The following is a 19,368-nucleotide window of genomic DNA, read 5'->3' on the forward strand; positions in this document are numbered from 1 at the left end:
ACACCTTTATTCATTCATTTCCTCAATCATAAGAGATAGTTCTGTCCAGCGGTCCATTGCTTGTTCTAGTTCTTCCGCAACGGCTTTTTGTTCGTCCATCAGCTCTTGAATTTTCCCAAAATCACTGCCTGCCTCTGCAATGCTGGCTTCGAGCTGCTGATGTTTTTCCTCTAATGCTTGTATCCGGTCTTCAATCCCGTCCCATTCAAGCTGGTCTTTATAAGAAAGTTTTTTTCTCTTTTTAGGCGCAGCTTCTACTTGTTTTTCAGCAGGCTTTGTCTCTGTCCGTTTCTGCTCTTTTTCCTGTTCCATATAATCGCTGTAAGCACCTTGGAAGTGTGAGATTCGCCCATTTCCTTCAAAGACAAGCAGGCGGTGAACCACTCGGTCTAAGAAATAACGATCATGGGACACTGTGATGACGACGCCAGGGAACTGCTCTAAATAATCCTCTAAAATACTGAGGGTTTCTGTATCAAGGTCGTTCGTCGGCTCATCTAAAAAGAGAACATTCGGCTCTTCCATTAAGACCTTCAATAAATACAATCTGCGGCGTTCTCCCCCTGACAGCTTTCGAATATACGTCCGCTGCATCGATCTTGGGAAAAGGAAGCGCTCCAGCATCTGCTCTGCTGTTACAATGGCGCCATCAGACGTCTTGACGATCTCAGCTGTTTCCTTGATGTACTCAATGATGGTCAGCTCATCATTCATTTCCTTGTGATCCTGCGTGTAGTAACCAATACGAACAGTTTGTCCAATGGTCAATTGTCCTGAAGTCGGTTCAATCTTACCTGCTAGACAGTTCAGCAGAGTGGTTTTACCGACTCCATTCGGCCCGATAAATCCGATACGATCGCCCGGCACGACTAAATCTGTAAACCGATCCACAAGGGTCTGGCCAGCAAATGAAATCGATAAGTCTTCTGCCTCTATCACTTGTTTTCCCAAGCGGTGTGAGCCGATGGCAAAATCAAGCTCGCCCTTCGTATCAGGTCCTTTTTGATCCTTCAGCTCTTCGACTCTGCCGATACGTGCTTTCTGCTTTGTCGTTCTTGCTTTTGCTCCTCGCCTGAGCCATGCAAGCTCTCGTCTAAGCAAGTTTTGACGCTTCGTTTCTTTCACCTGAGCTTCTGCTTCCCGCTCTGCTCTTTTTTCTAAAAAGACTTCATAATTTCCTTTATACGTATAAAGCTGTCCTTGATTTAACTCATAAATCCGATTGGCCACCCGGTTTAAGAAATAACGATCGTGCGTCACGAGGATGACAGCACCGCTATATTGGCTTAAGTATCCTTCAAGCCATTCAATGGTTGCATTATCAAGGTGGTTGGTTGGTTCATCTAAAATCAGCAAACCAGCAGGCTGAATTAAATTTTTAGCAATGGCAACACGTTTTTTCTGTCCGCCTGATAATGCATGGACAGAGCGGCTTACATCTTTCACGCCAAGCTTTGTCAAAATCGTTTTGGCTGAAAGGTTCGCATCCCATGCATCTTCCTGATCCATTCGATTTTGCATGCGCATCAGCGCCTCTTGTTTTGCCTCATTTTGCGGATCATGCTCTAAATCGGCGAGTGCCTGTTCATACGCCTTCATCGTTTGAATTATTGGTGCCGTTCCAGAAAAAATGTAGTCAAGAATCGTTTCATTCCCGCTCATTTCAGGATCTTGCTCGAGAAATTCAATATCAAGTGTCCCCGCTTTCGTGATGTCACCCTCTTCAAATGATTCAAGTCCTGCGATGACCTTTAAAAGCGTTGACTTCCCTGTTCCATTTGGTCCAATCAATCCGATGCGTTCCTTTGGTTCTATATGAAAAGAAATATGATCAAACAGCGTTTTCTCGCCATAGGTTTTATATAATCCTTCAACATTCAATAAACTCATTTTATCAGCCCTTACATAGATTCTTCCTTTATTTTAAATCAGCCAGTAGCAGAAAACTAGTTTTAAAAAACCCGCTGCTGAAAAGAATGTTTCCTTTTGATGCTCGATACACTATGAAGAGGTGATCTAAAGATGATAACCATTAGCTTATGTATGATTGTGAAAAATGAAGAGGAGGTGCTGGCGGACTGCCTTTCGTCTGTTCAAGACATTGTCGATGAGATGATCATCGTTGATACGGGATCAACAGATCAAACGAAGGAAATCGCTCATACCTTTTCAGCAAAAGTGCTGGATTTTGAATGGGTCCAGCATTTTGCAAAAGCACGTAACTTTGCTTTCTCACATGCCGCGAAAGAGTATATTTTATGGCTCGATGCTGACGATGTTCTGCTTGAAGAAGACCGCCAAAAACTGCTTCAGCTCAAGCAGACACTTGATCCCTCGGTGGATGCCGTTTCGATGTTTTATCATGTGGGATTCGATGAAAACGGTCAAGTCAATTTCAAATATAGAAGAAATCGCCTTGTGAAGCGTTCCTTGAACTTTCAGTGGTACGGGGCCGTTCATGAGTTTCTTCAAGTGTATGGAAACATCCTTCCAGCAGATATCGCCGTCACACATCAAAAACGCAAAAAAACAACTGCTGGTGAGCCTGGACGCAATTTGCGAATTTATGAAGACATGCTGGCAAAAGGAGAGGATATGACGCCCCGTGATCTCTTTTATTTTGCCAATGAATTAAGAGACAACGGGCAGCATGTCAAAGCGATTCGTTTTTATCATGAATTTTTAAACACAAAACAGTGCTGGATTGAGGATGAAATTCGCACATGCCAATATTTAGCGGATTGCTATTATGCGGAAGGCTATGAGGAAGCGGCCTTATCCTCATTATTACGTTCCTTCTTATATGATCAGCCCCGGCCAGAATTTTGCTGCCGGATCGGGGATCATTTAAAAATACAAAATAAACATCAGGCAGCCATCTTTTGGTATGAGCAGGCGCTGAAGGCTCCTGAAAATGAAACAGCCTTCACACTTACACAGTATAAAACGTGGTATCCTCACCTTCAGCTTTGCTACTGTTATTATCAGCTCGGCAACCTGGAACAAGCCAAAATACATCACCGTGCCTCTTCCGCCCATCATCCAACTCATCCAAGTGTGCTGTACAATGAAAAAATATTTGCTGAACAGACATAGATTGTCTGACACCACATCCGCCTTGGATTTCCCGGCGGATGTCTCTTTTTATTGCTTATTCGCTTGTGACGTTTAACACTTTAGTGATTTAAAGCGTTTTTCAACCAATTGACTAAATTGTCATTTGCGCATATACTAACATTCGTCTTACGAAAAGATTTATCCATTAGGAGGTCAACATGAGTTCTTTATTTCGAAAAAAATCTCTCGACCAGCTCATGCTTGAAAGTCAAACGAAGCGGCTGAGCCGTTCGTTGAATACGTTTGATTTAATCTTGCTTGGCATTGGCTGTGTGGTCGGGACTGGAATCTTTGTCATTACGGGGGTTGCTGCGGCAAATGATGCAGGACCTGCGATTATTATATCTTTTATTTTGGCTGCGATCGCATGCGCCCTTGCTGCTTTTTGCTATGCTGAATTCTCCTCATCCATTCCTGTGTCAGGAAGCGTCTATACGTATTCCTACGCAACACTTGGGGAATTTCTGGCCTTCTTAATGGGCTGGGATCTCATGCTTGAATATGTCATTGCGCTCTCTGCTGTGGCAAGTGGATGGTCGTCCTATTTTCAATCACTGCTCAGCGGATTCGGTCTTCACATACCGAAGGCTTTATCAGCTGCACCTGGAGCCGCTGATGGGGCCGTCTTTAACCTTCCAGGCGCACTCATTATTTTGCTCATCACCTTTATCGTCTCAAGAGGCGTCAAAGAAAGTACAAAGCTGAATAACATCATTGTGCTGATCAAAATTGCCATCGTCCTACTCTTTATCATTTCAGGCTTTGCTTACGTCAAACCTGAAAACTGGACACCGTTTATGCCAATGGGCTTTAACGGCGTGATTGCAGGCGCGGCAACCGTCTTTTTTGCTTACCTCGGATTTGATGCGATCGCCAATGCATCTGAAGAGGTCAAAAATCCGCAAAAGGCGATGCCGGTTGGGATTATCGGAGCGCTCGGTGTTTGTACCATTTTATACATCGGGGTTTCCTTTGTCTTAACAGGCATGGTTCACTATACGAAGCTGAATGTCAGTGATCCTGTCGCATTTGCTCTTCAAGTGGTTGGCCTAAATAGTGTGGCGGGTATCATATCAGCCGGTGCTATTATTGGGATTACAACGGTTCTCATTGCCTTGGTATATGCACAGGTTCGCTTAACTTTTGCGATGAGCCGCGATGGGCTTATGCCAAATATTTTCTCAAAGGTTCATCCAAAATCGCAAACGCCCGTTGCCAACACTTGGCTGACAGGTGCAGTCGCAGCGTGTATCGTAGGTTTTGTGAATTTATCGACGCTCGCGAATTTAGTCAGCATCGGTACACTGGCAGCCTTCACGGTGATTTCCATTGCGGTCATCATTTTACGGAAAAAACATCCGAATCTTAAAGCAGCATTTAAAGTACCGTTCGTGCCTGTGCTTCCGATTATCAGTGCGATCATTTGTATGACATTGGCTGCCACACTGAAATGGGAGACATGGAGAGCCTTCCTCATCTGGATCGCCATCGGTGTTGTTGTTTATTTCGCCTATGCAAGACGAAAAAGCCATCTGAATGAAACAAATTAGAAAAGAGACTCGGGGATTTCCCGGTCTCTTTTTTTCTTAAACCACGCTGTTTTTGACTGAATTTGAGTCCACCATATCTGGATCTAACACGCTTGAAATCGGAATGACAAGCGGTGAACAATCTCCATTGTCCTCACCAAAACCTTGATTCAATTTCATCGAGAGAAAATAATCAATCTGCTGATAAGGTCCTAGCGTCAGTGATGCACCCCGATCCATTGCATTGATTTTAAAAGCACCGACATTGACGACTGAAGGTGAGAATAACATCACACGTCACTTCCTTTGAATGGGTTTAGCTGCTGGTGAAAAAGAGGCAGGTGAGTCCACTTGATCTCGATCATCTACATGGCTTTTTGTACCGACAAAACCGCTGGCATCTCCAAAATTCTGTCCGTAACCCTGATTTTTTTTATCTGAGTTTTGCCACTCTGCTAACAAATTTTGTCCGACATTCACCGCCGACGCATTTTCAAAGGAATTAATTTTTAACATGAAAATATTAATATTGATATACGGAGTTGGTTGAACCACAGATAAACCTCCTTTTTATAGGTATATGCAAGCACCCATCAAGTATGTTAACGGGAGGTCTTCACATGGACTTCGAAAAAATGAAGCAGTGGATGGATATTGCCCAGCAAATGCATGGAGATGATTTTTGGAAAATGATCTTCGACGATGAGCAAAGATCCCCCTTTATGGCAAACGGTCCATCTCCATTTACATTCACACAGCAGGATCAGCGGGGATCAGATGCGTCGTTTCCACCAATCGACATGGTGGAAACCCCTACAGAAATTCAATACTTAATTTACTTGCCTGGCTACCGAAAGGAAGATGTTCAGGTGTTATCATATGGTGAATATTTGGTTGTGAAAGGACAGCGTTTTTCCTTTTTTAACGAGCAGGACTTTCGCCAAAAGCAAGGGAAGTATGGTCCGTTTGAAAAGAAAATCCGCCTTCCAGAAATGATTCTTGGTCAAATGAATGCTGCCTTTAAAGACGGGGTACTTTACATCCGCCTGCAAAAGGATGAAGGAAAAGCGACTGCTATCATCATAGATGACGAATATTGATACTCACTGCGTCTATTTGATCACGATCATCAATTGTTTCAATTGGCAGGATCGTGATCACGCCATCAGCATTCTGTTCCCCAAATCCATTGTTTCTTTTGATCGTACTGCAATGATTGCGAACAAACGTCGAGCCAAACGTCATAGATACTCCTGTTCCAATCGAGTTCGTTTTCATATGGGCAATGTGAATCTGAGTAGGCAGCATATGCTTCTCCCCTTTCTTGTCATCTCTATAAGTATATACCGGTCAGCTTTTCCATAGACTAGAGCAAGGCGGAAGAAAAGGTTGTGGTCTACTTGAAACATCTCATTCAATCACTCTTTAAAAAAACTGAATCCAGTCCATCCCCATCTGTTGTTGAACTAGAAAAAAGACTCGCCGCTCTTGAGCAAAAAATGTCTGCACCAGCTGCTCCTGTCTCAGAGGATACACATATCCATATCGAATCCCTGCACGTGGACAAAATTGATTACCATTTAGAATTTGGGGAGCTTTCTATTGACCAGCTCCAAGGCAGGCTCAATATTGGGGCAACCTATTACACGCCAAAAGACACATGCATCCAAAAATCCACACAACCACCGAAGCCCCAAAAAACAAAAACACCGGTTGTCTCAATTCGGTCAAAGCCTTCATCTTCTTAAGGCGCTCAGCTTTTCAGCACAATCGGCAGCCATAAATAGACCGCAAGAACAATCACCACAATACTGATGATATTTAACCAAAAACCCGCCCTGACCATATCAGATATTTTCAGCACATCCGCACTAAATACAGCGGCGTTTGGCGGTGTGGAAATCGGCAGCATAAACGCGCAAGAGGAAGCCAAAGCAGCAGCGGCCATTAACCCATACGGCTCGATTCCAATCGCAAGGCCAAGCCCTACCGTTATCGGAATAATCATATTGGCAACAGCCGTATTTGACATAATTTCAGTCATAAACAGAATCGCTCCCGTTAAAATAATCAACAGCATGATATACGAAAGCCCGTTTAAATGCTGTAAATTTTCTCCGATCCATCCTGTTAGATTGGTTTCTGCAAAGCCCGTAGCGAGCGAAAGCCCTCCTCCAAACAAAAGCAAAAGTCCCCACGGCAGTTGTTTCATATCCTGCCATTCTAATATTCTCTCTCCATTCGTTGCTGGAATGAGAAATAACAGCATGGCACCGAAAATGGCGATAGACGTATCAGATACGGTCATCCCTCCAAACAAAAAGAGCTTAAAGATCCACAAAAACGCCGTCATGAGAAAAACAACAAATACCCATTTTTCCTCTTGTTTCATTTTTCCTAAATCCTCTAATCCCTTTTGAATGAACGATGCACTCATTTCACCTGTGTGTTCTACCTTGAACTGTACCCTCGTCAAATACAAAAATAAGAGAATCAGCAGAATCAGCGCAACAGGAAAACCAAACATAAACCATTCAAAAAACATAATTTCCCGATCTAGCAGTTTTTTTGACATCGCAGCAAACACCGCATTTGGCACAGACCCGACAAGTGTCGCCAATCCTCCTATTGACGCTGAATACGCAACCGACAATAAGATGCTTTTACTGAATCGATCCAGAGATGGACCAGATAAGATTTCATTTGTCTTGACCTCTTTAATCACTGCAAGTGCTACTGGCAGCATCATTAGGGCTGTCGCTGCATTCGAAATCCACATAGATAAAAAAGCAGTCGCGATCATGACACCTAATACAATGCGGTCACTTCTTGTGCCAATCACCCTTAAAATGTGTAAGGCCATTCTTCTATGTAAGTTCCATTTTTCAATGGCAATTGCGATCATAAATCCTCCCATGTACATAAAGACGATCGGATCTCCATAAGACCTTGATGCCTGTTCCATAGAAAGCCCGCCAAGTGTCGGCAGCAGGATGATGGGCAATAAAGATGTAGCAGGAATGGGAAGTGCTTCAGTCACCCACCATGTGGCCGTCCAAGCCGTAATGCCCAAGACTACCCTCGCAGCATAGGTCAATTCATCTTCAGGTATGAGAAAAAAAGCGAGCAAAAAGAATGTGGGTCCAAGAACAAGTCCAATCAAATTCACTTTTTTATAAACGATAACAATTCCCCCTATTAAAAGCGCTTGTCATATTTTTTCTAATTTTCCACATTCGATGATCTCTTAAGAAATCCTTTAAATCATAAGAAAAAATGAAGATATCTTTCATTATGACCAGCTTGTTTTACTGCCATTTCCCAAACCATGACATGATCCCTTGGTCTATTTTCATAGGAGAAACTATACAAATCACGACCAATCACTGTAAAATATAGAGGATCTAATCAAAAATTGAGGTGTTTTCATTGTATACGGATCAAAAAAAATCATTTTGGAAACAGAAAAAAGTCATCATCCCTCTTCTTAGCATCATCGTAGTTGCTGCTGCGTTCTTTTTCTTAAAAGATACTCTTTTCTCAAAAGAAAAAGAGGCTTTAAAAGTCGCTCAAAACTTTACGGAACATATGAAGAAGAAAGACTTTACGAAGCTGGCAGATGAGGTGACAAGTGCATCTTTGAAAGCCAATGACTTTTCAAAAAAACAACTAGCCGAAAAATACGACAATATTTTCAACGGTATTGGTGCTTATGACCTGAACATTTCAAAGCTCAACGTTGAAAAACAGGACAAAGGAAATGGATATCAATTTTCCTATGATGTAACGATGAAAACGTCTCTTGGCAAGCTGCATAAGCTGTCTTACAAGGGCGTTCTTTCCGAAGAGGACGACCAGTGGAAAGTGGACTGGAAGCCGAATCTCATCTTCCCGCAAATGGAAAAAGGAGATACCATCAAGGTCAAAGCTGACCCTGCTGTCCGCGGAAACATTGTTGACCGAAAAGGGCGTACACTGGCAGAAACAACTGGTGGAAACGCACTTGGCGTCATCCCAGGAAAACTCGGAACAGGAGAAGAAAAAGAACGCAATATCAAAAAGATCAGCAAAGCTTTTGATATAGAGGAAGAACTAATCAACAATCAGTTGAAACAAGCATGGGTCACAGACGACACGTTTGTCCCGCTCAAATCGATGTTAAAACAAAAGCCGATTCCAAAGGACGTAAATGGCGTCACCTATCAATCAAAGGAAATGCGCTACTATCCATATAACAAAGCCGCCGCTCATCTCACCGGGTATGTCGGAAAAGCAAATGCGGATGATATCAAAAGAAATCCAGCATTAAAGGCGGATCAAATCATCGGCAAAACCGGCCTTGAATTTACATTTGACAAAAGCTTACGCGGACAAGATGGCGGAAGCATTCTCATCGTCCATGATGAAACAGGCATTGAAGAAACATTGCAAAAATCAGCTCGAAAAGATGGAAAAACAGTGAAGCTGACGATTGATGCTTCTTTACAGAAAAAAGCCTATGATCAGCTGAAAGGTGAAAAAGGGGCAGTCACGATCATGAATCCATCATCAGGCGATCTATTAGCGCTTGTCAGCGCCCCTTCCTATGATGTCAATCTCATGACAAACGGGATTACACCTAAGCAATATCAGGCATACAGTGAAAACCCAGACCTTCCATTCCAAGCTCGATATGCGAGCCGGTATGCGCCAGGGTCCACATTCAAAACCATTACAGCCGCCATTGGGCTGGAAACAGGTGTCACAAAGCCTGACAAAGTGCGTACCATTCATGGACTAAAATGGCAAAAGGATCAATCTTGGGGAAATTATCGCATCACACGGGTTCACGATAAAGAAAAAGTAAATATGGTCGATGCCCTTGTATACTCAGACAATATTTATTTTGGACAGGAAGCACTCGAAATCGGCAAAGACACCTACGAGAAAAAAGTAAAAGCATTTGGATTTGGCGAAGACTTACACATGCCATTTACGATGAAGCCTGCACAAGTATCAAACGATGGCATTACATCGGATATCTTACTGGCTGACTCGGCGTATGGCCAAGGCGAATTACTCATGTCACCGATTGAACAAGTACATGCCTATTCTCCATTTGCCACTGGAGGCAAGCTTGTCTACCCTCGAGTGATTCAAGATGAAAAAACAGCATCACCAAAACAAATCATCAAAGAAGGCTCGGCAAACACAGTGAAAGACGCGTTGACTAAGGTCGTGACCAGTCCAAACGGAACAGCCCACTCCTTACAAATCGAAGGAGCGGATATTGCCGCTAAAACGGGAACGGCAGAATTAAAGAGCAAACAAGGTGCAACAGACGGCACTGAAAATGGATTTTTACTTGCGTTTAATCCTAAAAAAGAAGATTACGTCCTCGTCGGCATGATCGAAGGTGTGAAAAACCGCGGCGGTAGTGGACTCGTCGTTCAAAAAATGAAGCCGGTGATTGCTTCTTTTTACAAATAACTCTTTAGAGACACAAGCTCAATCAAGCGCTTGTGTCTCTTTTTTTCTAAATCATGACAATTTGCTATTGTTTTATAGTTCACCTTATGAATAAAATGAGAAGAATGCAAAAATCAGAAAACAGATACATGAAAGGAGGAAGTCTCATTGGCCATTGCTGCTCGTACAAAGGATAAACCTCAACATTCTGTTACCGGCTCAACGGTTTATCCCATCCTATTGATTATTGGTATTTGTCATATGCTGAACGACACACTTCAAGCCGTTATTCCTGCGATGTTCCCTATTTTGGAACGCTCAATGGGGCTGACCTTTACACAATTAGGGCTGATTGCCTTTACATTAAATATGGTCTCCTCTGTGATGCAGCCTGCTATTGGTTGGTACACAGATAAACGGCCGATGCCTTATGCACTTCCGATTGCTTTATTTTCAAGTGCTGTCGGGATATTCGGACTCGCGTTTGCTCCATCTTTTGCCACCATTCTGCTTTGCGTTGTCTTTATCGGACTTGGCTCTGCGATCTTCCATCCAGAGGGCTCCCGTGTTGCCAACATGGCAGCTGGTCCAAGACGGGGACTTGCACAGTCCATTTATCAAGTAGGCGGGAATACAGGTCAAGCCTTTGCTCCGCTTATCGCTGCATTAATGCTCGTCCCGCTCGGTCAGACAGGCGTGGCTTGGTTTACGATTGTTGGAATGATAGCAGTCGGTTTCCTTCTTTATATTTCAAAGTGGTACGCCGGAAGACTTCAAACCATTCGGGCCCAAGCGAAAAAAACACCTGCAAGAGCTGCTAGATCTGATATTCATCGTAAATCAGCACTCATTGCACTCGGCATTATCGTCTTTCTCATCTTTGCCCGCTCTTGGTATGGGAATGCCATTTCGAATTTCTATGCGTTTTATGCGATTGAACAATACGGTTTGACGATTAAAGAATCACAGACTTATATTTTCTTATTTCTCATTCTAGGTGCAATTGGAACTTTTTTAGGCGGGCCGCTTGCAGACCGCTTTGGCAAGAAAAACGTGATTTTAGTTTCCTTATTGGCATCCTTCCCGCTTGCCCTGCTGCTGCCATTTGCCGGACCCGTTTTTGCCTATGTTTTACTCGGACTAATTGGGCTCATTTTGACATCAAGCTTCTCTGTCACGGTGGTTTATGCCCAAGAACTATTTCCCGGGAAAATTGGCACAATGTCTGGTTTAACTGTTGGGCTTGCGTTTGGTATGGGTGCAATCGGATCGGTTGCCCTTGGCTCATTCATTGATGCCTTCGGCTTAACGCCTACCATGGTCGGTGTTGCCTTTCTACCGATATTAGGCATCCTAGCCTTCTTACTTCCTAGCGATCAAACCATCTCCAAATGGAATGAATCATAAAAAGAAAACCGCTCAATAATGAGCGGTTTTTTCATCTCTCATAAAAATGCGTGTCAGGAACATGCTTCTTTGCAATAAACCCTTGCTTAAATTCTGGAAATACCTTTTGCACCTGTTTAATCTTTTGATGAACCAAGTCGGCATACGGAATATACAAATGATCCACAAGCTTCTGTTCTTTCATATAGTAATACCAATTAAGGTTAAAGGTATTCTCGTCAATGATCGTAAAAGCAGAAAAATGATAGAACAAAAGTGGACATTCGTCGAGATACATATCCCCTTTTACAACTGAAAGCTTGTAGTTTTCAATGTTCCAAATCGCCGCATTGGCTCCTTTAGATGCAACGATATGAACCCCTTCAAAATCATCAACCCATCTTTCCACATACCGCTGATCTCCGTACGTCTTTTTTTCTGTATCCATTTCTACTGTACAATGTGCAAGACAGTTTTCTTTCCATTGCGTGACTGCCTGTTTGGCAACATCTGTGTTACGGCAGCCTACAAACCCAGTATTAAAGCGGCCAGACAACTCGTAAAAATGATAGAACCGCTTGGAATTCATATGATCCGTTAAAAATAAATGAGCGCTTGGATTCTCTGCAAAAACCGCTTCTGGATCATGATAAAAATACAAATCTGTATCCAGATGGGCAAGATAATCCGCATCTGAGGACTCAAGAATGTTGAGTAGAAAAGCAGGCTTTAACGTCCAGCAATACTCATGAAACGTACGATCTTCTTTTGCCTTTCGAAGCGTGTCATCTTCAATGTCTTCAAGCTGTTCATATTGAACATGCGGATGAGGGAACTCCCTTAACACCTTATAAGCCAAAGGGTCTGCACATAAAACTGACAGCTTGAATGCATGAGCGTTTTGTTCAAGCGAATGAATCAGCGCCAAAAGCTTAAAGACATGAGTATTCGACACAATGGTTGTAAAGTGATAAGACGCCATTTACAACACATCCACTTGGAACAAATCAACGCGTAACAGCTCTTTCGTCAGCCCTTGAATGGCTTCTACAAGTACCGTGCAGCCATACTCCTGCCGCGCAAGCTGCGCCGCTTCTGCCAGCTTTTTCAAAGGAACATGCTTGGCTGTCAGCATATCTTTTTTATCCCGTTTGATGCCTACATTCCGCTCTGTGATCAAATGAATCAGTTCTAAAAAATAAGATAACAGGTCATCAAATGCTGAATTCTCACGCAGCTTCCGAACTTCTTTCACAATATCATTTGTCACAGTGTGAGAAAACGGACCAGAGAAAGCCAAGTGGACATCAATGGAATCAATATTGTTGTACTTCTCACACATATACAAAATGTTGTATTTGATGTCATCAAACGACGTTAAATTACTGGGGTGCTCTTGATGCACACTCATGATATCCTCTCTCAATTCAAAGGAGAGACCAAGCTGATTCAATCGAATCCCTAAATCATAATCCTCAAATCCGTACCGAACGATATTTTCATCAAACATCCCTAGTGCCATGACATGCTTGCGTTTGACAGAGGAGTTATTTGTAATAAAAAATCGCCATGGCAGCTCATAAGAACCTAAATCATGGTGGTACGTATTTAAAATGTCTTTCAGGATATCTATAAACTCAGACTGCAAATCGAAACTTTTCTCAAGAAATGCACCATTTTCGACTTCTTCCATTGATAAAAGAGGCGTTTTGTCCTCCATTTTCCGCTTATACAGCCCTTGCTTTTTCAATCGCTTCATATGATCTTTATCAAATGCTGTGTAAAAATAGCGATAAATCCGCTTCCAGCACACACCGCAAATAACGAGATCCTCTCTGTCAGCATGGGCCTCTGCATGCTTTTCAATAAATCTCGGTTCTGCCAGCATATCACTGTCATGAAAAATGAGCAGATCTCCCTCCGCCTCGCGAATGGCATGATTACGCCCCTTTGCAATCCCTTGATTGACAGGAATACGCACCTTTTTAAACGGAAAGTTCACCTCAATGTTCTCGAGCATTTCCATCGTGCCATCTGTTGAGCCATTATCGGCAACAATGACCTCAAACGGAATATCTGTTTTCTGAAGTGTTAAGGAAAAAAGGCTTCCTTCTAAACGCTCTTTGGCATTATAGCTTGGAATAATGACGCTTACCTTTGGCTTTTCGTTCATGCGTCATCCTCCTCCCGTTTGGCATAGCCGTTAAACAGCGGATCGACCTGCTCCACAGATTCAATCACATGGCGAAGCACTTCCCGATAGGCTTCTTGGAAAAACGGCAGGTCATTTCGTCCTTTTTCATGAATTTGCTGCATCTCATCCTTGCTCACAATCCGAAAGCCGCTGAAATGATAGCAAATGAGCGGATGCCCATCCTCCAGGAGAATACGTCCATTCTCCTCCCGATAAGAATGCTGCCCATAGTTCCAATGACCAATATTCACGCCTTTTGTCTCAATATCTTCTACATTGTCAAACAGCCTCGGCATATGATCCAGATATCCTTGATCGCCAAACTTGCCTTCTCCCGGTGCATTTTTACATTCTTTTAAGCATTCTTCTTTCCACCAGCTGAGGCATTTTCGTCCGGCTTCATCTCCTTTAAAATGTAGAAAGCCTGAGTTATAGCGTCCTAAAAGCTTCTGAAGCATCTTCACTTCCTCAGCATCAAAGCTTGGAATGACAATATCCCCTCTTGAGATTAAAACAGAGGCATTCGGCTGATGTTGAAAAATAACCTGAGGGCTCTCATAAAAGAATAAATCCGCATCAAGATAAGTGACGCTCTCTGCCTGCTCCTGTTCAAATAACCACTCAATCCAAATCGGCTTTAAGGTCCAGCAATATTCCGATGCATCCCGTTCCTCTTTTTTCTCTAGCAGCTCTGGTGTCTCGAGCTCCCGTACATGAACAAGATCCACATGCGGGAAATTCATTTGATGAAGCAAATCAAATGCAGCATCATCCATACATAACGTCTTGATGACAGCATCATCTTCTACTTGCTTCAACGATAAGAAAAACGCAATGGCTTGATAAAGTCTTCCACTTGAAAGAACCGTACAATATATGCTGTTCATCTTTTTACACCTCTATTTTTGAAAGAATTCGCGGTACCATTCAATCGTCTTCTCTAAACCTTCATCAATGGAGTAGTCAGGCTTCCAATCAAGCAGCTTTCTCGCTTTCTCTGCCGACAAATATTGATGCTTAATCTCATGTGTTCCTTGGTTCAAAATACGAGGCTTCAGCTCACTTCCCATTGCCTTTAAAATCTTATCCACAAGGTCAAGCACTGTCAGCTGAATTTCGTTACTAAAGTTAAAGGCTTCTCCCGCCAGCCCTTTTTCCTCCATCTTCTCAGCTAGCAGCAAATAAGCCTTCACTGCATCTTCAATGTAGAAGTAATCACGAATAAATGTCCCGTCACTTCTAATTTCCGGCGCCTTTCCTTCTAACACAAGCTGAATGGTTTGCGGAATGATTCTGTTAAAATTCAAATCTCCGCCTCCGTATAAATTACCGCAGCGTGTAATACAAACCGGAAGACCATATGTGTTGTAGTACGTATGAGAAATTAAATCTGCACAGCTTTTTGATACATCATACGGATGCTTCCCGTTAAGCGGCATGTCTTCATCATAAGGAAGCTGCTCCTGATCACCGTATGCTTTGTCACTTGATGCCACGATCACTCGTTTGATCAGCGGCTGTCTTCTGCACGCCTCCAGTACATTCCATGTCCCTAAAATATTCGCTTCAAATGTAGAAACAGGATGTCTATTTGCGACTCCCACAATGGCTTGGGCAGCCAAATGGAAGACGGTGTCAATTTCATATTCTCCTAACGCACGTTCAATTGTCTGCATATCCTCTAATGCGCCTTGCACCACATTCATTTTTTCAAATTGACTGCCTTGATATAAATTCGATCGAGGCACCTGATCACGCACAAGTCCAGTCACATTTGCCCCTTGATCAATCAATTCCTTGACGAGATAGCTCCCTAACAGCCCTGTACATCCAGTTACAAATACGTTCTTTCCATTCCAAAATCCGCTCATGCTGTCACCAAACCTTCCATGGTTGTTTTCCATCTGTCCACATGTCGTTGATTTCCTTCAGGTTTTTATACGTATCAATTGCTGTCCAAAATCCGTGATGCTCATAAACGGCAAGCTCTCCATCATCCGCTAGGTTTTGAAGAGGCTCCGCTTCAAACACGCATTGGTCATCGTCTGTCAAATAATCAAATACCTTTGGAGACAACACAAAAAATCCTCCATTGATCATCCCGATACTGTCTGTCTTCTCAGAGAAGGATTGTGCCATCCCGTTATACACCTTCAGTGTCCCGTACTGGGACTTCTTTTCAATGCCTGTGACAGTCGCAGCTGCACCAAGATCCTGATGACGTTTCAGCAAATGAAACATATTGATATTGGCCAGTCCATCACCATACGTCATCATAAAGGTCTCATCACCGATGTAATCCTGTGCCTGCTTTAAACGTCCGCCTGTCATCGTATCTTCACCTGTATCTAAAAAGGTGATTTTCCAGTTCTCCGATTTCCCTAAAAGCTTCATTTCTCCTGTTGCCATATCGAGCTGCATGCTGTGGTGCTGCCAGTCGTAGTTCAGAAAGTACTCTTTGATCTTCTCTCCTTTATAACCAAGCAATAGGATAAATTCGTCTACACCGTAATACTGATAGATTTTCATAATATGCCATAGAATAGGCCGATCTCCGATCATAGCAAGTGGTTTAGGAAGCGCTTGTGTGACCTCACTCATTCTCGTTCCCTTTCCTCCGCAGAGAATGACTGCTTTCATCTTCTCCCCTCATCTCTCTATGAAGATTTTTGATTAAAAACCCTATCTTTATGCGGAAAATCAGTACATGTACCCTCATACTTTGTCCGACATCAGGTTTTGAATCTACTCTATTCATATGTCGAAATAAGAGAGTGTGCCACCTAGCATTTAACTATTTTTACAAATAAAAAAGAGCGAGATTCATATTCTCGCTCTTACAAAGTTTAAATTGTATATTTTCAGGGTAGATGGTATGATAAACATGTGCATAACCAGCACAAACAGCCTCTTTCTACAAAGAGACTACTAGATTGAATGAATTCAAGTGGCAGCTTGTTTCATTCTCAATATGAATCACGGAGGTGAATTCCCATGGCACAAAACGTTCTTTGTGAAGTGAACTCTTGCCGTTTTTGGGCTGAAAACAGCTGTACCGCTTCTACCATTAAAATTGGTAAAAACACGATGACTGAAGTGACTCGCAATACTGAAACTGATTGCGAAACATTTGAAACAAAATAATCTATTTTTCTCTGAGATGAAGGAACTGGCAGGTTCCTTCTTTTCTTTTATCATTCTATCAAGAATGATAATTATTATCAAGGGTTTTTCAATAAACATTTCTCGGGAAATAATGACACGATATTTCTCCATTCGTTGACGATTTTCACTCCTTTTTCTATACTCAACATATCCGAAGAAGAAAAAGTGGTGACCAATCAATGGATTTTACGATACGTTTTCTATCATTCTTTGTCGTGGAAATCGAAGGCAAAGATGAACAAGCAAATAAACGGTTTAAACATTATCAAACACTAGATCAAGAGGAATTTGAACAGAGTGAGCTGAAGGACTTTTTAGACGGTGAACTGAAAAAAATCGTCAAACGAAAAGTGGACAGACACCCTAAATCTGAACAAGTACCGACCAAAATTGGCCGATTTATTGTAGAACCCGGTCATGAGCTCGATTCAAACCCAAACTACAACCTATTTCATCAAACGAGATTTGCAGATACAAAAGAATTGTTTAATGAATGCAGTGAACAGTTTGTTCGCACATATTTAGATACAAGTGCTGTCAGAGGCGGCGTTTTTTTAGTGGCTTCTGCCGTTCCTAAAAAGTATTTCGACGAATCCTTTGTCTTTATTATGAAATGCGATTTCGAACAGAAAGTGGCTTCAATTGCTGATACATCTACCTTGATCAGAAAAGTCGAAATGGCCATTACGACAAAAAACATGAAATCAATTCAATACCCGTTTATGCCAGAAGAGGGCATGACTGAGGAAGCGGAAGTGAAAATTCACCAATCCTCACACGCTCGTTATTTTGAGGACTTTTTGAAGTTCGTCGAATACGGTGAATCTATGCCTGAAATCATGAAATCACAGGTCATGAATATGGTACAGGAACAGGTTTTTGAAACATTACAGGATGAAAGTGAAGAATTAAAGCAGTTTGAAGAGGATCTTGAAATATGGGAAGCGAGTGAAAAACGAGAAATTAGAGAAACACTCGATACAGAGCAGGTTACACAAGCAGCCTCTCATATTGTTGAACAAACTCCTGATATCACAATGAAAATGCGTCTAGGCGAGACGGAAATCAAAGGTCTTCTAGCAGACTTTGGCCACTCGATCCATATTGCAAAGCTCAACAATCGGTATGTCGTGCTCGTTGAAGCAGATCAAATCGTCTTCGAAAAAGGAAGCACACCTGTTGAGTTTCATAAACCAAATGGGTTAAAAGAGGTGGTCAGCCAGCTGACGCAAAAAGCCTATGATTCAGATGTAGAATAAGAAACCATGACTGCCTCTTGCATTCAGCGCAAGAGGCAGTTTTTTTGTATAAGACCTGAATTTATTATGCTGGATCAGAAGAAACATGCAGCTCCCTGCCTCTTGCCCACATGCTGACAAGCAATAAGCTTATGATGAGCATCAGCCAAAAGACGCTGCTTGATCCAAAAAACTGAATCATCGTATATCCGAACAAGGGTCCTAAAGCTGCTCCCATATCTTGAACAAAGGAATAGCTTGCGAGGAAGCGGTTTTTATCGGTTTGAGCAGAGGCTTTTTGAAAGGCAAGCGTATCCGTTAATGTCGTTAAGACTGTTGACAGCAGCTGGATTAAAAGCAGCATCACAAGAAACCAGCCGCTGACCTTCAGCATGACCGCCAGAAGACTGAGACCTCCAAATGAAAGAAACATCCAGCAAAGCGTTCGTTCCTTCATCACAAGGCCATCAAACCATCTGCCCGTTTTCGGTGCTACAAATGGTTCCCACCCCCATCTGAGCGCTTGAATGATGCCACTTAAAGCCGAAGCTCCGATGACAAATCCGAACAGAGCAAATTCACCAACACCAATCCTTGCTTCAATGACATGACTGAGTGTTGATGCGAATAACCCTTGTATCACAAGTGCGATCAGCATACCTGTCATTAATACTTTTACAACATCTCGTGCAAGCCACCTCTGTTTGATGACTTGATACACCTGCCCCTCTTCTCCCTTTTCAATCTCATCCAAAGAGACATAAAAAATGACCCCTAGTAATGTGAGTAAACCAAAAACAAGTGTCATGGACTGGAAGCCGATCAGGCTGGCAAATATTCCGCCAAATAACATGCCAAATAAACTACCAAGCCGGTAAAGCCCATTATAAATCCCCGTATAATGCCCCTGTGAGCCTTCGTCCATCTCAGCAATTAACCTCATTCCACTCATACGCAATAACGTCCATGCCAGCCCCCAAGCGCAGCGGCAAATCAGCAGCAGCCAAAAACCGCTCACACCATATAGCATCGTGGTTACTGATGCAATCAATATAGCGATCAATACACCGGTTTTCATTGGGACAAACCGATAGAGCCACCAAACGACAGGTGTTAGCGGGATGCGGATGAATCGGTTGATGGACAGCAGCAGCCCAACCTCCCAAATAGATGATAAACCAATCTCTTTCCAATAGATCGGAAGAACAATATAAAGCATTGAATCCCCAATCAGTGCAAATGCTGTGATAAGCGATATTGACACCACTTGCTTTTGACGATGATCCATTTT

Annotated in this window: 19 protein-coding genes; 8 read left to right on the forward strand and 11 right to left on the reverse strand. The window is 42.6% G+C overall.

The genetic code is table 11. The annotated features are described in order from the left end of the window. Window positions 1-6 precede the first annotated feature (6 nt). Window positions 7-1,890 (reverse strand): ABC-F family ATP-binding cassette domain-containing protein, encoded by a 1,884-nt coding sequence (locus tag V6Z54_RS03810; protein ID WP_338527717.1) that lies wholly within the window; start codon window positions 1,888-1,890, stop codon window positions 7-9. A 132-nt stretch (window positions 1,891-2,022) separates the two neighbouring features. On the opposite strand from V6Z54_RS03810, the gene V6Z54_RS03815 reads away from it, so the two are divergent. Both V6Z54_RS03815 and V6Z54_RS03820 read left to right on the forward strand, forming a co-directional pair. Continuing rightward, window positions 2,023-3,096, forward strand: a complete 1,074-nt coding sequence (locus V6Z54_RS03815; protein WP_041087170.1) for a glycosyltransferase family 2 protein — start codon at window positions 2,023-2,025, stop codon at window positions 3,094-3,096. Between the two features lie 179 nt (window positions 3,097-3,275). After that, on the forward strand, window positions 3,276-4,667 hold the full coding sequence (locus tag V6Z54_RS03820; protein WP_338527718.1) for an amino acid permease: 1,392 nt from the start codon (window positions 3,276-3,278) through the stop codon (window positions 4,665-4,667). A 36-nt stretch (window positions 4,668-4,703) separates the two neighbouring features. On the opposite strand, the gene V6Z54_RS03825 is transcribed toward V6Z54_RS03820, so the two are convergent. Together V6Z54_RS03825 and V6Z54_RS03830 are read right to left on the reverse strand one after the other, a co-directional pair. After that, entirely contained in the window at window positions 4,704-4,937 is a 234-nt protein-coding gene (locus V6Z54_RS03825) for a hypothetical protein (protein ID WP_024424583.1), read from the reverse strand. 6 nt (window positions 4,938-4,943) lie between these two features. After that, window positions 4,944-5,201, reverse strand: coding sequence for a hypothetical protein (locus tag V6Z54_RS03830; protein ID WP_003213975.1), 258 nt, complete (start codon window positions 5,199-5,201; stop codon window positions 4,944-4,946). 65 nt (window positions 5,202-5,266) lie between these two features. Here V6Z54_RS03830 and V6Z54_RS03835 point away from each other — a divergent pair, with 65 nt between their 5' ends. After that, window positions 5,267-5,746, forward strand: a complete 480-nt coding sequence (locus V6Z54_RS03835; protein ID WP_039177065.1) for an Hsp20/alpha crystallin family protein — start codon at window positions 5,267-5,269, stop codon at window positions 5,744-5,746. Here the strand turns inward: V6Z54_RS03835 and V6Z54_RS03840 are convergent. Then, window positions 5,727-5,954 (reverse strand): hypothetical protein, encoded by a 228-nt coding sequence (locus V6Z54_RS03840; protein ID WP_041087165.1) that lies wholly within the window; start codon window positions 5,952-5,954, stop codon window positions 5,727-5,729. The genes V6Z54_RS03835 and V6Z54_RS03840 overlap by 20 nt on opposite strands. 92 nt (window positions 5,955-6,046) lie before the next feature. On the opposite strand from V6Z54_RS03840, the gene V6Z54_RS03845 reads away from it, so the two are divergent. Continuing rightward, on the forward strand, window positions 6,047-6,394 hold the full coding sequence (locus V6Z54_RS03845) for a hypothetical protein (RefSeq protein ID WP_052468248.1): 348 nt from the start codon (window positions 6,047-6,049) through the stop codon (window positions 6,392-6,394). Window positions 6,395-6,399: 5 nt separating this feature from the next. Here the strand turns inward: V6Z54_RS03845 and V6Z54_RS03850 are convergent, their stop codons facing one another. Next, window positions 6,400-7,815 carry a DASS family sodium-coupled anion symporter gene (locus V6Z54_RS03850; protein WP_269104119.1) on the reverse strand — a complete coding sequence of 472 codons (1,416 nt, stop codon included), beginning with the start codon at window positions 7,813-7,815 and terminating at the stop codon, window positions 6,400-6,402. 260 nt (window positions 7,816-8,075) lie between these two features. On the opposite strand from V6Z54_RS03850, the gene V6Z54_RS03855 reads away from it, so the two are divergent. Both V6Z54_RS03855 and V6Z54_RS03860 read left to right on the forward strand, forming a co-directional pair. Beyond that, on the forward strand, window positions 8,076-10,115 hold the full coding sequence (locus tag V6Z54_RS03855) for a penicillin-binding transpeptidase domain-containing protein (protein ID WP_269104121.1): 2,040 nt from the start codon (window positions 8,076-8,078) through the stop codon (window positions 10,113-10,115). A 147-nt stretch (window positions 10,116-10,262) separates the two neighbouring features. Beyond that, window positions 10,263-11,501, forward strand: coding sequence for an MFS transporter (locus V6Z54_RS03860; RefSeq protein ID WP_041087157.1), 1,239 nt, complete (start codon window positions 10,263-10,265; stop codon window positions 11,499-11,501). A 31-nt stretch (window positions 11,502-11,532) separates the two neighbouring features. On the opposite strand, the gene V6Z54_RS03865 is transcribed toward V6Z54_RS03860, so the two are convergent. From V6Z54_RS03865 to rfbF, 5 genes are read right to left on the reverse strand one after another with little or no spacing between them, the layout of a single operon-like run. Beyond that, a complete protein-coding gene (locus V6Z54_RS03865) occupies window positions 11,533-12,462 on the reverse strand; it encodes a putative nucleotide-diphospho-sugar transferase (RefSeq protein WP_041087155.1) in 930 nt (309 codons plus the stop codon). Next, window positions 12,463-13,653: a glycosyltransferase family 2 protein gene (locus V6Z54_RS03870; RefSeq protein WP_269104122.1), complete on the reverse strand. Its 1,191-nt coding sequence runs from the start codon at window positions 13,651-13,653 to the stop codon at window positions 12,463-12,465. Then, window positions 13,650-14,561: a putative nucleotide-diphospho-sugar transferase gene (locus tag V6Z54_RS03875; RefSeq protein WP_041087151.1), complete on the reverse strand. Its 912-nt coding sequence runs from the start codon at window positions 14,559-14,561 to the stop codon at window positions 13,650-13,652. The genes V6Z54_RS03870 and V6Z54_RS03875 overlap by 4 nt, the downstream gene beginning before the upstream one ends. 12 nt (window positions 14,562-14,573) lie before the next feature. Continuing rightward, window positions 14,574-15,545, reverse strand: coding sequence for a GDP-mannose 4,6-dehydratase (locus V6Z54_RS03880; protein WP_039177044.1), 972 nt, complete (start codon window positions 15,543-15,545; stop codon window positions 14,574-14,576). A 4-nt stretch (window positions 15,546-15,549) separates the two neighbouring features. Beyond that, a complete protein-coding gene (gene rfbF, locus V6Z54_RS03885) occupies window positions 15,550-16,314 on the reverse strand; it encodes a glucose-1-phosphate cytidylyltransferase (protein WP_039177042.1) in 765 nt (254 codons plus the stop codon). A gap of 354 nt (window positions 16,315-16,668) precedes the next feature. Between rfbF and V6Z54_RS03890 the strand changes: the two genes are divergently transcribed. Further along, window positions 16,669-16,818, forward strand: coding sequence for a DUF1540 domain-containing protein (locus V6Z54_RS03890; RefSeq protein WP_072367870.1), 150 nt, complete (start codon window positions 16,669-16,671; stop codon window positions 16,816-16,818). A 200-nt stretch (window positions 16,819-17,018) separates the two neighbouring features. Further along, the gene (locus V6Z54_RS03895) at window positions 17,019-18,098 is read left to right on the forward strand and encodes a DUF3900 domain-containing protein (RefSeq protein WP_151284122.1); all 1,080 of its coding nucleotides are present in this window, start codon (window positions 17,019-17,021) and stop codon (window positions 18,096-18,098) included. A gap of 64 nt (window positions 18,099-18,162) precedes the next feature. On the opposite strand, the gene V6Z54_RS03900 is transcribed toward V6Z54_RS03895, so the two are convergent. Continuing rightward, entirely contained in the window at window positions 18,163-19,365 is a 1,203-nt protein-coding gene (locus V6Z54_RS03900; RefSeq protein ID WP_338527719.1) for an MFS transporter, read from the reverse strand. Window positions 19,366-19,368: the final 3 nt, after the last annotated feature.

Source organism: Bacillus sp. MAG717A, from assembly GCF_036884855.1.
GTDB classification, from domain to species: Bacteria; Bacillota; Bacilli; order Bacillales; family Bacillaceae; genus Bacillus; species Bacillus safensis.

Bases quoted from the DNA above. Each gene is read 5' to 3' on its own strand.
- V6Z54_RS03810 (WP_338527717.1), bottom strand. From the start codon at position 1,890: ATGAGTTTATTGAATGTTGAAGGATTATATAAAACCTATGGCGAGAAA.
- V6Z54_RS03815 (WP_041087170.1), top strand. From the start codon at position 2,023: ATGATAACCATTAGCTTATGTATGATTGTGAAAAATGAAGAGGAGGTG.
- V6Z54_RS03820 (WP_338527718.1), top strand. From the start codon at position 3,276: ATGAGTTCTTTATTTCGAAAAAAATCTCTCGACCAGCTCATGCTTGAA.
- V6Z54_RS03825 (WP_024424583.1), bottom strand. From the start codon at position 4,937: ATGTTATTCTCACCTTCAGTCGTCAATGTCGGTGCTTTTAAAATCAAT.
- V6Z54_RS03835 (WP_039177065.1), top strand. From the start codon at position 5,267: ATGGACTTCGAAAAAATGAAGCAGTGGATGGATATTGCCCAGCAAATG.
- V6Z54_RS03840 (WP_041087165.1), bottom strand. From the start codon at position 5,954: ATGCTGCCTACTCAGATTCACATTGCCCATATGAAAACGAACTCGATT.
- V6Z54_RS03865 (WP_041087155.1), bottom strand. From the start codon at position 12,462: ATGGCGTCTTATCACTTTACAACCATTGTGTCGAATACTCATGTCTTT.
- V6Z54_RS03870 (WP_269104122.1), bottom strand. From the start codon at position 13,653: ATGAACGAAAAGCCAAAGGTAAGCGTCATTATTCCAAGCTATAATGCC.
- V6Z54_RS03875 (WP_041087151.1), bottom strand. From the start codon at position 14,561: ATGAACAGCATATATTGTACGGTTCTTTCAAGTGGAAGACTTTATCAA.
- V6Z54_RS03880 (WP_039177044.1), bottom strand. From the start codon at position 15,545: ATGAGCGGATTTTGGAATGGAAAGAACGTATTTGTAACTGGATGTACA.
- rfbF (WP_039177042.1), bottom strand. From the start codon at position 16,314: ATGAAAGCAGTCATTCTCTGCGGAGGAAAGGGAACGAGAATGAGTGAG.
- V6Z54_RS03890 (WP_072367870.1), top strand. From the start codon at position 16,669: ATGGCACAAAACGTTCTTTGTGAAGTGAACTCTTGCCGTTTTTGGGCT.
- V6Z54_RS03895 (WP_151284122.1), top strand. From the start codon at position 17,019: ATGGATTTTACGATACGTTTTCTATCATTCTTTGTCGTGGAAATCGAA.
- V6Z54_RS03900 (WP_338527719.1), bottom strand. From the start codon at position 19,365: ATGGATCATCGTCAAAAGCAAGTGGTGTCAATATCGCTTATCACAGCA.